The sequence below is a fragment of the Nonomuraea sp. B5E05 genome (genome assembly GCF_039880665.1).
In the GTDB taxonomy this organism is placed as follows: domain Bacteria; phylum Actinomycetota; class Actinomycetes; order Streptosporangiales; family Streptosporangiaceae; genus Nonomuraea.
In genome coordinates this window covers 24,253-37,325 of record NZ_JBDPMJ010000035.1, presented here as the reverse complement: position 1 = coordinate 37,325, position 13,073 = coordinate 24,253, and the positions used below count along the sequence as shown (strand labels likewise).

The window sequence follows — 13,073 nt, the reverse complement described above, 5'->3', positions numbered from 1 at the left end:
GTCAGCTCTCCTCCATCACGATGATCTCATACGAGCTCGGAGCCTCCGGGATGACGCCTCGTTCGACCATGTCCGCCGCCAGCTCGCTCACCTCCGCGCGAAGCCTCGCGTCCAGCTCCGGATCGTTCACCCGGTGCATACGCGAACGCGGCGGGAAGACGGCCTCCTGGTCCTCGGCGAAGGAGGAGAAGATCGAGATGTCCTTGGCCTGCTGCCCGACGAGCTGATAGGCGACGAGGACCTTACGGTCGCCGGCCGGGTTCTCGACCATGAATCTGATCGCCACCTCCAGCAGCTTGCTCACGCTGAGGAACTCGCGGGCCGTCCCGTGCGGGTACAGCTTGGAGCCGTAGATGGGCGAGTGCACCGGAGTCATCCAGTCCCCCCGGTACGCCTGCACCGGGTGCTCGGGCGAGCCGACCCCCGGTAGCTGGGCCATCGCGTCGTGCACCATGTCGGCGTGCCAGCGCATCTCGTCCCAGAGTTTCGGGGTGACACTGCCGAGTTTCTCCTGGAGCGCGTTCCATGCATCTTTCTGCTCCCTGCGGGCCTCCCTGAGGTCCTGGCCGGCCTGCTTGACATCCTCCTTGCGGCTTTCCTCCCTGGCTTCGGCCATCCGATCCTTGGCCTCGTCGATACGGCGCCCCGCATCGACGTAGGCGTCGGCCAGCGAGTTCAGCGGTGACCTGGAGTTCAGGTGACCATCGCCCACGTGCAGGAGCGGGCGCAGGGCCAGGGGCAGCGGCAGCGCTTTGGCGCCCGCGGCGAGGTTGTCCAGATAGTTGCCGACGAGCTGGTTGACCTTGCCCACCATCTGGTTCCGGACCAGCGGCTCCGACAGGCCGTTGGTCCAGAGCTGGGTGCGCGTCACGTTGTTGATCAGGTAGTGGCTGTGCCTGGTGTACACGGTCAGCGCCATCACGTGCGCGGGCGACAGCCGGTCGCCCAAAGCCCTCACCGCCGCCGGATCGGCCGCGTCGATGCCCGAGCGGTCCAGCCAGGCCGCGAGGTCCGGATCGGTGACCCGGCCGCTTTCGAGCTGGGGCCAGAGGCGGTCGACGGTTTCGCCCACCTTCGGATGTTGCGTCTCGGAGAAACCGGCGCTGTCTCTGGCGTTCACGAAATATCTGGACTCGTGCGGGAACATGCCGTCGGGCAGGACCTCTCGCCGCAACGTGGCGAGGTCCACACCCGGCAGGCTCCGGTAGAAGTCCACCGCGCTGGGCCGGGAGCCGGGCTCAAGCCGCATGCTGCCCACGTCCGCGATCTGCGCGCCTCTGGCGACCTCGAACAACGAGTGGTTCCGGCCCGGCAACATCCACCCCATGAGCGCGCCGAGGAAACGCTCGGTCGTCCCGGGCCCGAGGTCGAGGAACTTGACCGCGGTGAGCATTTTGGCGGTGGTGCCGGATATGCCGTCGACTACCGGGAAACCTTCGCTGGAGATCTGCCTCGCCCACCGGCCGCCGGTGGTGTCGTGTATGGTCACGCCCTCACGCCAGGTAAGGGGCGTGCCGGGGTCGAGCGGCCTGCTGAGGTGCTCCTCCACGAACGCCGACTCGAACCTGCCCAGCGGTGCCCCCACCCGTTCGTAGTGGCCGGGCGTCGTGTTGAGGCCGAGCTCCTGGATCTCCGCCTCCGAGCGGTCACGGCGGCTGTACTGGCTTGAGATCATCTCCGCTACGTCCCTGGCCCCGCGTTCCGCGAGCATGCCCACGTTGCCCGTGCCGAACGGGTCGCGGGCGAAGGTGTGCCTGCCGGGCCTGAAGCTGGTCTCCAGCCGGCCGAGCGCCGGCCGGTGCCACCGCTCGTCGAGCTGGTGCTGTGATCGCCGCACCTCGCCGACGTCGAGGCCGACCTCGCCGGCCCGATCCCAGGCGCGCGCGTCCATGAGGTCGAGCAGGGCCTTGCCGAAGATGTTCGGGTTGGCGCGATTGTAGTAGGCGCCGTTGTAGAAGGCCGTCACCAGCTCGCGCAAATTTCCGTGCGCGAGCAGGTCGTCGACGGTCACCCCGGAGCGCGTGCCCACCTGGCCGGCGCAGGAGGGGTCGTCCTTGAAGAAGACGCCGTCCACGCGGCGGGCGAAGGCCGCGGGGCTTTCGCCGGGCTGTCTCGGGGTGAGGCTCATGAGGACGTCCCGCAGCTTGCCGAGCGCGGCGCGGGCGGCGTCCACGGTCTGCGGGTCGTTGAAGTAGTACGCACCCAGGCGCTGCTCGAACCCCGTGGCGTCGTGTGACCAGCGGGGATCGTTGAGGAAACGCTCGAAGCCGAACGGGACCCGTGGCGGGGTGCCGCCTCGCGCATCGGCTCTGCCCGGGGCGGGCCCGGCCGAGGTGTCGCTGGGACGGAACGGCGGCACGGGCGTGCCGTCGCCCGCCAGGCCGGGCGCGCGGGCCGCAGGGGGCGTCGGCGTGGTGCCGTCGGGATCGGGGACGGAATCGGGGGCATGGTTGAGCAGCCGTTCGATCCTCCCCGTGGGAGGTGTCTCGCCTGGCATTCCCCGCTCCGAACGTGCGGAGGCGGTCGGCTCCGCGCCGTCGCCACGCCCGGCCGCGTCGGGGCTCCCGCTCCCGGGGCCACGTTCGGCCTGCTGCGCCGCGCCGCCAGGAGTGCGGTCATTCGCCTGTCGCGGCGCGTCACCGGCTGTCCGCTCCGGCACCTGATGCGGGGTGCCTCCGGTTTCTCGTTCCGGCGGCTGGTGCGGCGCGGCGGCGGAAGGGCGCTCCGGGGGCCGGTGCGGCGTGGTGCCGTGGGATTGCCGGTCGCCCGGCTGGCGGGAGGCGCCGTCGGGCTTGTGGTCCGGCGTGCCGTGGCCCGTAAGAGGTGTGCTCTGATCGGGTGTCCTGGAACGTAGAGCCTCCGGGGTGCGCACTGCCGCCGGGCCCTGCTCGGACACGGTGTGCGGCCGGGTCTCTCCCTGTGCGCTGAGCGGCTGCCGTTCCGGCGGGCCGGTCGGGTCGGCGCTCTGGCGGGCGGGCCCGGTGTCGGTCGCATGGCTCAGAGTCGTACCGTCGCGGTCCCGGAACGGAGCCTGATCGGAGCCGTTCCCACGAGGGCCGGCGTCGGGACGCGAGCCGGGGTCGGGGTGAGGACCCAGGTCGGGAAGGGAGCCGCCGTACGGATTCGGCGTGCTGTCGCTGCGGTGCGGAAGCGGCGCGCTCAAGTGCTGGCCGTCCGCACCAAGCGCGCTGGAAGTGACTCCCTTGGCCAGCAGGTCCCAGTCGAAGTTTCCCTGCGCCAGCATGGTCCCGGCCGTCGTGAGGCCGCCGGTCACCGCGTACTGCGCGGCCTGCCCGTACAACGAGGAGCTGGCCGCTGACAGCAGCCGCTCGGCCGCGCCCATCTCCGCCCTGGTCAGCCCGGCGCGCAGGGCGGGCGTGGCCAGCCGGGAGAGCCCGCCGCTCAACAACCCCATGAGTCCGCCCATGGCGCCGCCGCTGAGCGCGGAGATCCCGATCTGGGTCAGGTCGAGCTCATCCCTGCGGCCCTTTGCCATCTGCAGGAGCTGGACGCCGGCGTCCATGCCCGCGACGATCCCCGCGAAGATCGCGATGTTGAGCACGGTCCTCTGGGCGATCTGCGCGACGGTCATGCGGGCGAGTTGCACACGTGCCGGGATGAGCGCCAGGCTCGCCCCGCCGCTGGCCACGGCCATCGTCAGCAGGTACGAGAGCTGCAGGATCAGCAGCCAGACGGTGACCTCGATCATGTACTTGGCGTACTGAATCTGCATGCCCACGCCGTTGAGCGCGACGGCGGCGTTGATCAGCCGGTTGACCGTGTCGGCCACCTGCCCGCCCACCGTCTCGCTGACGTGCTCGGCGAAGGCCAGGTGCGCATCGCCGTCCCAGTCCGAGCCGATCTTGTCCGCGCTCCACGGCTGATCGGCGGCGCTGCCCTTGACAACCGCGTGCGCGGCGGTCACGCACGCGTCGGCGAGCCGGAAACAGCCGCTCTCGTCACCCTCCGGCCAGTCCATGCCGACGACCCAGCCGACGTACGGCTTGGCCCAGTCGGGCACGAGGAATCCGTCGAAGCTCATGGGTTACCGGTTCGCGGACGGTCGGCGGCCTCGTAGTTTCCGGCGTTGGTGTGCAGGCCGCCGGCCAGGCCGTCGAACTCGTCGATGCAGCCCTTCAACGCCGTGAAGATGTTCCGCTCCATCTCAGGCAACTTCTTGGCCAGCTCGGCGCCGTACTCGTCATTGCCGAGCGTGTTCCTGTCGCGGTCGAAGGCGGCCCGCAGGTCGTCGCGTGCTTTCGCGAGGCTTTCCCGCTGGGCGGTGAAGACCTGGCTCTGCAGGCGCAGCGACTCCGAGCGGACGGAGTAGCCCGTCTCGGGTCGGGCGTCGCGGTTGGTCATGCGTCCGGATCCACACGTGGGGGCAGGAAAGCGTCGAGTGTGACGTTCTCTCCGAAGACTTGCTCGTAGGGGAGTTCCGCCGGCATCAGCGGTTCCATCAGCCGCCTGCGCTGCTCGGTGACCGTGGCCGTGGCGCGGTTGATCTGCTCCATGAGAGCGCCGGCCAACTCGGAGGCGGACAGTTTGCGGTAGACGCGCGGGTTCAGCTCGATACCGCGGACCTGCCCCTGCGGTCCCACTGTCACGCTGATCATCCCGTCGGGCGACGCCCTCGTGGACTCGATCGCGTTGATTGCCCCGTACGCGTCGCGTAAACGCTCGACCTGCTGGTTGACCTGGTCTGCGAGTTCCTTGACCGTTGCTTGGAACGCGTCCATCACAAAAAGCTCCTCCCACCCTCTAAGGAGAATCAACGCCACATTGATTTTCAGTTCACCTGAAGCGTTGAAGATTGATTCGACACTCGCGTCAGCTGACATTCGCTGGAGACACAAGCCCGTGGATTCTTTTCCTGCTCGTAGTGGCAGCGTGTGGCTGGCAGGTCGGTGCGGGCAGTGACTCCCGGCGGATGGCCTACTTCTGCACGAGGTGCGCGGTCACCCGATCGCTTCTCCGGCATTGTTCGAGCAGATCGGCACGCTTTCAGTACGGCGATGAAGGGCTGGGCTGACGGCGGTCATGCAAGCCTTTCTGAACCAATTGATGTGGACTGATCACGCGCTGTCGGGGGCGTTCAGTCCGCGTGAAGATTCTGGAGACGCAGCAGATCGAAACCGGCGCGTCCATAGCCCCACCGACAGCGTCTGAGCCACCGCGACCGGGCCCTTGCCCAGCACCGCGATCGGCTCGTCGTGCCTACGTGGCGCGCCCGGTCGATGCGCCGGCGTACGATCTGCGGTTGCTCGTCGCGTTCGCTCACTGCCGGTTCCTGTCTGTTCATTCGCGGTCGCGCCATACATACGACCGCGGTCCCCACCGCTATGTGACACCCATGGTTGGTGACGCAGGTCACAAAGCCGCGCTGTCACATGAATCGGGTCACCGGCCGGCCGGCCTCGGAGACCTACTGGCCCGGATCGAGCGACACGAACTTGAGAGGTACGTTGCGCGCCTCAGAAATCACTGGTGGGCCGGGCGATCATCCAGGCGGTGATTTCCTCCGCCGGGCTGGCTGCAGCGGAGGGTCATCCAGAAGGCGACGGCTTGGATCAAGCCCGCGAGGAAGGACTCCGCGACGAGGAGTCTGTGATCCACAGCGGCGGTGAACAGACCGGTGAACGACGTCAGCAGCATGGACGTGGGGAATGCGGCGTAAAAGCTCAGGGGCCAGAAATCGGGGTGATCGCCGCCGACCCATGGTTCAGTGGGTCTGTCAGGCATGGTGAGCAGACTGAGCAGGGTGAGCGTCACGACGATGGCCAGATAGGACACGGTCACTCTCGTCAGAAATCTGCTTGGCCAGTCGTAGGGCGGCACGCCGCCTGCCGGCAGTGGTCGTGACGCCTTGCCGCGAACGATCCGCCAGATCAGCAGGGCTTGAACGAGCCCCGTGACGGTCAGCAATCCGGCATATGCGTGGACCCTGTCCCCTCCGAACAACCCGTCTGGAACCAGCGAATCCAGACCCGCTGACCAGGCCCACTTCATCGCGAGACTCAGGGGGAAGCTCGCCAGGAAGGACCACGCGAGCTCCATTCCTCCTTTGTGGCCGCCGTGCCTGGCGTAGTCGAACAGGGCTGCCACCACGAAGACGATCCATGCCGCGGCAAAGAGCGTCGCATATTTTCTGCGGATCAAGCCGTCCCCTTGGTTTTCGTCTGTCGCTTCTTCCATGCTGTCGGGGCGTTACCGGCGGCCTTCCGGCCTCGTCCTCATCATCGTGACGGGGTCCCCGACGCGTCGATCGGGGACCCCGGTTCGTACGGGATGTAGCGTGCGGCTATCCCTCGGGATTCATCTCTATGCCACCTTGGTAGTACACCGCTTGATAATAGATCCAGGCCCACCCCACACATTGACCATAGTTGGTCGTGGGGTAATTCTTGTAGTAGTTGCACGTGCCGTTCTTCATGATGTTGTAGAAGACGGCGTCGACAGCGTATTTCTTGGGCTTGAGAAAGTTGCTGAACTTGTGTGAGTAGATGATGCCGCATCCGTAGTCGTGGCTGTCGCAGGCGGCGGCGAAAGAAATCCCCGCAGGGTTTTCCTTCGCTATTTTCGGGATGTATGGGTTGGTGCAGTGGTCCCACGGGACGCCGACGACCGACCAGTTGCCGGGTGTCTTTGTCCATTTGGGCGAGATCTTGGTGTTGCCCTGTTCCTCGGGTTCGTTGTCCATGTAGACCGGGTCGACCCAGCAGCCGGCTCTCTTGCCCAGCATGAAATCCGAGGCATAGCAGGGTGTGGTGGCTCTGACCGTGGGAGCAGGCTCGGCTTTGGTCAAGCGACCCGGGCCGTCGTACGAGAGATTCCAGGTGCCGTCACCAGGGGTGGTCAGCTGGGTGATGTTGCCCCCGGCATCGTAGGTATAACTGCTCTTCAGCGGCTCGGCCGCTACGCTCGCGGCGCCCGTCCCGTAGTCGCGCAGCGCTCGACAATGCCCTGATGGAATCACAGATCGGCCTCTACAAGACCGAGCTGATCAAGCCCCGAGGACCCTGGCGCAGCCTGGCCGACCTCGAACTGGCCACCGCCGAATGGGCCGACTGGTTCAACACCACCCGCCTGCACTCAGCGATCGGGCACCTGCCACCAGAGGAGTTCGACGCTCTCCACTACGCTCAACACCACCCCAACGAACCCGCCGGAATCAACCGTTGAGGTCTCCATCAAAGTCGGGGCGCTTCAAACTCCCCCCGATCGTTCGGACATGCAGGCTCAACATCATCGTTCATAACAGACACTGATGCCCCAAGGAGCTAGCGGAGGGTCAGGCCGCCGTCCACCTTGAGCACGGTGCCCGTCGTCCATGACGCCTGGTCGGAGGCGAGATACACGGCGGCGTTCGCGACCTCCTCCATGCGGCCGATGCGGCCCATGGGGTAGGCGCTCTCCACGTAGCGTTCGTACGCTGTGCGCTGCCCGGAGGTCATCCGGCCGAGGAACTCGCGGTCGAAGGTAGGAGTCGCAATCGAGCCGGGAGCGATGGCGTTGACCCGTACCCCGAGAGGGCCCAGCTCGTTGGCGAGGGCGCGGGTGAGAGACTCGATGGCCCCTCTGGTGGCCGAATAGAGCGAGGAGGGGCGTCCTGCGACCATTGTGGCGGCCCAGTAGCTGGACATGTTGATGACCGTCCCCCGTGCCGCGGTGAGCGAGGGCAACAGGAGCTGGGTGAGGTGGAAGGGCGCCAGCAGGTTGACGCGCACCATGGCCTCCGCGTCGTCCAGCGTGAGGTCGGCCAGCGGTTTGAGGCGCGCCAGGCCGGCGTTGTTGACGAGGACGTCGACGCCGGCGTCGAGCCGGGCGACCGCGTCGGTCAGGGCCTGCAGGTCGGTCAGGTCCACGGCGAGGGTCCGCACCACCCTGCCGTTGGCCCGCAGCGCATCGGCCGTCTCGGCCAGCTTGTCCTGGTCGCGGGCGAGCAGCACGAGACTCGCGCCCTCGGCGGCGAACGACTCGGCGATCACGCGCCCCAGCCCTTCGCTGCCCCCCGTGATCAGTGCCGTACGCCCGGCAAGATGTTCCATGGTTCGCGCCCCTACTCCTGTAAACGGAAACCCCTTCTCCGTTAATGGCGAGCCTACATTAACAGGAGAGGGGGTATCCGTTTTGGGTAGGCTGCTGGTGTGCAGGACGAGAAAACCCGTACGCGCAGCGACGCTGTACGCAACCGCGAACTCCTGATCAGGGTCGCCCGGGAGGCCGTGGCGGAGGTCGGCCTGGCGGTGTCCGTGAACGAGATCGTGCGGCGCGCCAGGCTGGGACAGGCGACGTTCTACCGACGCTTCGCCTCCCGCGAGGAACTGCTGTCCGCCGTGCTCGACGATGTGCTCGCCTCAGTCGAGGCAAGCCTTCAGGAGGCCACCGAGAAGGATCCCGCGGCAGGGCTCCAAGAGGCGCTGCGCGTCCTCGTGGAGCACCAGTCCCGGCACCGGGGCCTTTACGACCTGCTCACCGGCGATTCGGCAGCGGCCGGAGGAACCTTCGCCGAGCAGCGGGCCCGGATCCGCGACCTCGTCCGCCGTATCGGCGAACGGGCCCAGGAAGCGGGAGCCATGCATCCCAATGCGCGATGGCAGGACCTGCCGTTCCTCGCCGGCTCGCTCGCGGCGGCGTCCTCATCCTGCCTCGGCATCGACGCCGACCCGGGACTGGCAGGCCGCATGCTCGGCACGGTGCTAGCCGGCCTCCGCGCAGGAGCCACCGCATCGACCGACCACTCGGACGAAGTCCCGACTGCACCCGCCCCCTATGCCGCGACGCCTCCGCCCCGAGACGACTGGCTCCAAGATCAGCCGTTAAGTTGACACTCCGGGCAGGGGGTGGGTGTATCCCATCGATGAGGAGATTGCTCTGGCCGCGTCCATCAGAGGACCTGTTGCGTCCTTCATGCGGCTTTCGTCGAACCAGGTCGACGGTCCGGAGACGCTCAGTGCTGCTACCTCCGACATGGAGATGGGGATGGGTGCGGCGACTGTGTGGACCCCTCGCATGGTCTCTTCAAACGCCCAGGCGTACCCGCGGCGGCGTGTTTCCTCGATCTGAGCGAGAAGTCCGTTCAAGGTTGGAGGGGTTACGTGGGTGAATGCCGCGTCTCCCACGTCCAGCGTGAACTGAATGAGTTCTTCGCGTGACAGGCTTGCCAGTAGGACCCGGCCGGCCGCGCCGGCCCACAGCGGGTACGGTCTGCCGACCTCGGCCTTCGCCTTGAGCCCGGACCGCGACTCGACCTGCTCCACGTAGACTCGGGAATGCCCTACGCGCACCGCGAGAGCTATGGTCTCGTCAAGATCATCTCGCAGTCGCATCATGTGCGGTAGGGCCTGGGAGCGGACGTCGATTCGGTCCAGGTACGACATGCCCAGGGTCAGGGTCTTCGGGCCGAGGCCATATCTGCGTGAGGCGGAATCCTGCCGGACGAGACCGCTCTGCTCCAGCGCCTGCAGCAGTCGCTGTACGGTGCTCTTCGGCAGGTCAAGGAGAACGCCGATTTCGCGGGCGCTGGCGTCACGGCCGACCTCGGCGAGGGCGGACAGGATATCCGCAGCTTTGCGGACGGATTCGTTCATGTTACTCCCTCGCGGCAGGCTGCTGTGATTATGGCACCCCAGGCTTTGCGGGAGGACCACCGGAGTCGTACCGGTACAGACCGGGGCAACGGCCGACTTCGCGCAGACTTGCTGCCGTACTCGGCGTCGTTCGGGCGCCCCGATCACTTCCCCGCCCCGAGGGTGATGCCCTCGATGATTCGGCGCCACAACCACAGGTAAAGAGCCAGCATGGGCAGGACGAGAATGCATACGCCGGCGAACAGCCCGCCGTAGTCGGCGCCCGAGAACTGCATGCTCGACAAGAAGTTGAGCAGCGCCAAGGAAACCGTGTACTTGTCCACGGTCTGCAGAAAGACAATGCCGAGCAGTGTCTCGTTCCACATCGAGATGATGTTCAGGATCAAGACGGTTATAAGGCCCGAGCGAGCCAGGGGAAGCATGACTTGCCAGAAGGACCTGAACGGAGAGGCCCCGTCGATCGCGGCTGCCTCCTCGATCTCACGCGGCAGAGTGCGCATGAATCCGGTCAGCAGGAACACGGTGAAAGGCACGTGCGTCGCGGTGTAGATGATGAAGAGACCCAGGAGGCTGTTGACCAGGTCGACTCTCGACATCATCTCGAACAGCGGGATGACGGTCACCTGTGCCGGGATGCCGAGCCCGAGCGCGAAGAACACACTGAGCGGCCCGGCGGAGCGGGTGCGGATGCGGCTGAGCACGTATGCGGCGGGGGCGGAGACCGCCAGGGTACAGACAGAAGCTCCAAGCGCGAGCCCGGCCGTGTTGAGTGTGGCACGGGCAAAGCCGCTCTCATTCCACGCGTTCTTCCAGTTGGTCAGGTGGAGCGAGCTCGGAAACCCCCAGGGCGCCCTGAAGATGTCAGTGGTGGTCTTGAACGATGACAGGATCAAGAACGCGAAAACCAGCAGGTTGAAGGTGACGAAGGCCCAGACCAGGACGCGGCCGAGGGCGCGGAGTGGGTCGGCCCTCGCCGTTTGGACTTGCGGGGATCTTCCACGGGAAGGACGTCGGTCACGGCCCTCGCGTACAACGGCGGGATCGCTACGCGGCTGCAACACCCCGGCCTGCGCACCTGGGTTCTCAGAATTCAATGGGATCCCTCCGGAGCAGGCGCCTCAGGACGACGATCAGGACGGTGAACAGCACCAGCATGAGGATGGCTGACGCTGATGCGTAACCGAAGAGGTACGACGGGCTCCTCCCGCCGAACGACTCGCCGTAGACGAAGAGCGCCGAGTTCCACACGGCCGGCGGTGGCAGATCATTGGTCGTTCCGCCGAAGGCGTAGATGAATTCGAAGATCTTCAGCGAACTGATCGTCCAGAAGATGGCGGCAACCGATATCACGTCCCACGACAGCGGCAACGTGACGAATCGTAGCCGCTGATATGCGTTCGCCCCGGCCAGCAGCGCGTCCTCGTAGAAGTACCGCGGAATACGGTCAACGGCCGCCAGGATGATCGTGACGTAGAGACCGGTAGAGATCCAGACCGTGCCGATGAGGATCATCAGGAAGAGATTGTCGGAGTTCAGCCAGGGGATCGGCTCCGCCCCGAACACCTTGGACAGGATGGTGTTGACCGTACCGTTGTGCTCGAAGATGAACCCCCACACGATCGACAGGACGATGGCGGACACGATGTGGGGAAAGAAGAGCACTGAACGGATGAACGACCGCCCACGCATCTCGCGAACGATCATGGTCAGGACGAAGCTGATGGCGAAGATGGCAGCGCCGGCTCCGACCAGGATGATGAGGGTGTTGACCAGCGCAGTGCGGAAGGTGGGGTCGCCAAAAAGCGCGGAATAGTTGTCGAGGCCGTTCCACCGCATCTCGCTCACGCCGTCCCACCTGTGAAAGCTGATCCACAGCGCGGCGAGGGTCGGCCCGATGACGAAGGCCAGGTACAACACGAGCGCGGGAACGACGAAGGGCAGGTACAACCGTCGGCGCGACCGGTCGAAGGCCCCCGTGCTCCGGGGTGAGCCACGCCAGAGGCGCGGCTCACCTGCAGGAGGTGTCGCGAGCGTCATGAGTGGTGTCCCGCCCAGAAGTCGCGCTGACCGGTGGTGATCTGGGCGATGAACTCGTCCGGTGTGACTTTGCCGGTCATGAGCTTGAGATTAAGCGGCTGGAAGACCTTCTTGTCGAAGTCCGAGAAGTCTCCGAGAACTCCGTCAGTGATCTTGCTCAGGTTCTTTTCCTGCAGAAGGGCGTTGACGTCCGCCAACTGCTTGGGCACCTCGACATCCGATCGGGGGGTGAGGTTGTTCGCCTCGCTGGAGATCTTGGACAGCCGTTCCTTGTGGAGAAAGTGGGCGATGAACTTCTGCGCTTCCTCGGCGTGGCCCGCCGACTTCGGGATAGCGAAACCGATGACGCTCGCCGGCAATGAGTCGTCATTTCCGAGCATCGGGAAGTTGAACGACCGGTACTCGAAACCGGGGGCCGCCAGCGTCTCGGTCTCGGTCGGAGCCCAGCTACCCATGTAGAGGAAGTCCGCCTGATTCTGCGCCCACTTCGTCTGGATGGCGGGGAACTTACTGCTGTCGTACCCCGGTATGAAGTAACCCTGCTTCGCGAGGTCGGCGATGGCGGCGAGCGCGTTGCGGACGTCGGCGTTGTCCCAGCCGCTTGCCTGCTTGTCCGACACGAGCTTGTAGAAGCCACCTGTGCCGAGCGTTCGGGCCAGTGCCGTCGCCGTCCAGAACTCCGCGTACCCGGCGATGTCCCCGTCAAGGGCGATCGGGTTGCGGCCGGACGCCTTTGACTTGGCCAGGACGTCCGTGAATTCCTGCCACGTCTTCGGCGGGTTGCTCGCAACGTCGGGCAAGGTCTTGGCGTTGTACCAGATGGAGTATCCGATCACCTCGTACGGGATCAGGAACTGGGCGCCGTTGGCCGCGGTCGTGAACTGGTCGTATTTTTTCGGGATCACCTGGCGGACGGTCTTGCTTTCGCCAGGTATCTCCATCTTGTGTACGTCACTCAGGTCCTTGAACTGATCATTCTTCACGATCGCGTTGCTGACCGTGAAGTACTGCTGATCGATGAGGTCGGGGACGTTGTCGGTGCGCAGCGCCGCCAGGAGTTTCGTGACGTTGTCGCGCCCCTGCCACTCCACCTTGACCTTGATGCCGGACTCTTTCTCGAAGTCCGCGAGCGCCTTCGCCAGAACTTTGGCCTGCGGCTCTTTCTCCTGCCACATCGACCAATAGGTGAATTCCTGAGCGGAGTCGCCCCCCGAGTCGTCGGCGGAACAGGCTGAACCGAACAGTCCAAGTGTGACGGTGAGCATGAGGGCGGCAGCCTTGTTGCGGCGGCGCCGGTATCGCATCTGCATGGGCGCATCCCTTCAACGCGTCCCATTCAGCGGGACAGCGGACCGTTTCCCGAGGGTGTCGAAGCTAGGCAGTGCTTGCGGTGCGTGTCAACGGCCCCACCCAAGATGCCTGCAGAACGCAACCTTCTGTTCGCAT

Annotated in this window: 12 protein-coding genes; 2 read left to right on the top strand and 10 right to left on the bottom strand. The window is 65.8% G+C overall.

Features of this window, described 5'->3' with window-relative positions; all coding sequences use genetic code 11:
- Position 1: 1 nt before the first annotated feature.
- The 5 genes from ABGB01_RS40215 to ABGB01_RS40195 form a co-directional block, all read right to left on the bottom strand.
- Positions 2-4,042, bottom strand: a complete 4,041-nt coding sequence (locus ABGB01_RS40215) for a hypothetical protein (protein WP_347779084.1) — start codon at positions 4,040-4,042, stop codon at positions 2-4.
- The gene (locus tag ABGB01_RS40210; protein ID WP_347779083.1) at positions 4,039-4,362 is read right to left on the bottom strand and encodes a hypothetical protein; all 324 of its coding nucleotides are present in this window, start codon (positions 4,360-4,362) and stop codon (positions 4,039-4,041) included. The genes ABGB01_RS40215 and ABGB01_RS40210 overlap by 4 nt, the downstream gene beginning before the upstream one ends.
- On the bottom strand, positions 4,359-4,841 hold the full coding sequence (locus ABGB01_RS40205; RefSeq protein ID WP_347779082.1) for a YbaB/EbfC family nucleoid-associated protein: 483 nt from the start codon (positions 4,839-4,841) through the stop codon (positions 4,359-4,361). Before ABGB01_RS40205 ends, ABGB01_RS40210 begins: the two co-directional genes overlap by 4 nt.
- A 640-nt stretch (positions 4,842-5,481) precedes the next feature.
- Entirely contained in the window at positions 5,482-6,195 is a 714-nt protein-coding gene (locus ABGB01_RS40200; protein ID WP_347779080.1) for a hypothetical protein, read from the bottom strand.
- 106 nt (positions 6,196-6,301) lie between these two features.
- Positions 6,302-6,976 carry a phospholipase A2 gene (locus ABGB01_RS40195; RefSeq protein ID WP_347779079.1) on the bottom strand — a complete coding sequence of 225 codons (675 nt, stop codon included), beginning with the start codon at positions 6,974-6,976 and terminating at the stop codon, positions 6,302-6,304.
- Between ABGB01_RS40195 and ABGB01_RS40190 the strand changes: the two genes are divergently transcribed.
- A complete protein-coding gene (locus ABGB01_RS40190) occupies positions 6,967-7,182 on the top strand; it encodes an integrase core domain-containing protein (RefSeq protein ID WP_347779078.1) in 216 nt (71 codons plus the stop codon). The two genes, ABGB01_RS40195 and ABGB01_RS40190, sit on opposite strands and share 10 nt — an antisense overlap.
- 98 nt (positions 7,183-7,280) lie before the next feature.
- Here the strand turns inward: ABGB01_RS40190 and ABGB01_RS40185 are convergent, their stop codons facing one another.
- A complete protein-coding gene (locus ABGB01_RS40185) occupies positions 7,281-8,048 on the bottom strand; it encodes an SDR family NAD(P)-dependent oxidoreductase (protein ID WP_347779077.1) in 768 nt (255 codons plus the stop codon).
- Between the two features lie 99 nt (positions 8,049-8,147).
- Between ABGB01_RS40185 and ABGB01_RS40180 the strand changes: the two genes are divergently transcribed.
- A complete protein-coding gene (locus ABGB01_RS40180; RefSeq protein ID WP_347779076.1) occupies positions 8,148-8,828 on the top strand; it encodes a helix-turn-helix domain-containing protein in 681 nt (226 codons plus the stop codon).
- On the opposite strand, the gene ABGB01_RS40175 is transcribed toward ABGB01_RS40180, so the two are convergent.
- The 4 genes from ABGB01_RS40175 to ABGB01_RS40160 all read right to left on the bottom strand — a co-directional run bounded on the left by ABGB01_RS40175 (position 8,820) and on the right by ABGB01_RS40160 (position 12,937).
- The gene (locus tag ABGB01_RS40175) at positions 8,820-9,590 is read right to left on the bottom strand and encodes an IclR family transcriptional regulator (RefSeq protein ID WP_347779075.1); all 771 of its coding nucleotides are present in this window, start codon (positions 9,588-9,590) and stop codon (positions 8,820-8,822) included. The two genes, ABGB01_RS40180 and ABGB01_RS40175, sit on opposite strands and share 9 nt — an antisense overlap.
- A gap of 143 nt (positions 9,591-9,733) precedes the next feature.
- Positions 9,734-10,684, bottom strand: coding sequence for a carbohydrate ABC transporter permease (locus tag ABGB01_RS40170; protein WP_347779074.1), 951 nt, complete (start codon positions 10,682-10,684; stop codon positions 9,734-9,736).
- Positions 10,674-11,627, bottom strand: a complete 954-nt coding sequence (locus ABGB01_RS40165) for a sugar ABC transporter permease (RefSeq protein WP_347779073.1) — start codon at positions 11,625-11,627, stop codon at positions 10,674-10,676. Before ABGB01_RS40165 ends, ABGB01_RS40170 begins: the two co-directional genes overlap by 11 nt.
- Positions 11,624-12,937 carry an extracellular solute-binding protein gene (locus ABGB01_RS40160; protein ID WP_347779072.1) on the bottom strand — a complete coding sequence of 438 codons (1,314 nt, stop codon included), beginning with the start codon at positions 12,935-12,937 and terminating at the stop codon, positions 11,624-11,626. The genes ABGB01_RS40165 and ABGB01_RS40160 overlap by 4 nt, the downstream gene beginning before the upstream one ends.
- Between the last annotated feature and the right edge of the window lie 136 nt (positions 12,938-13,073).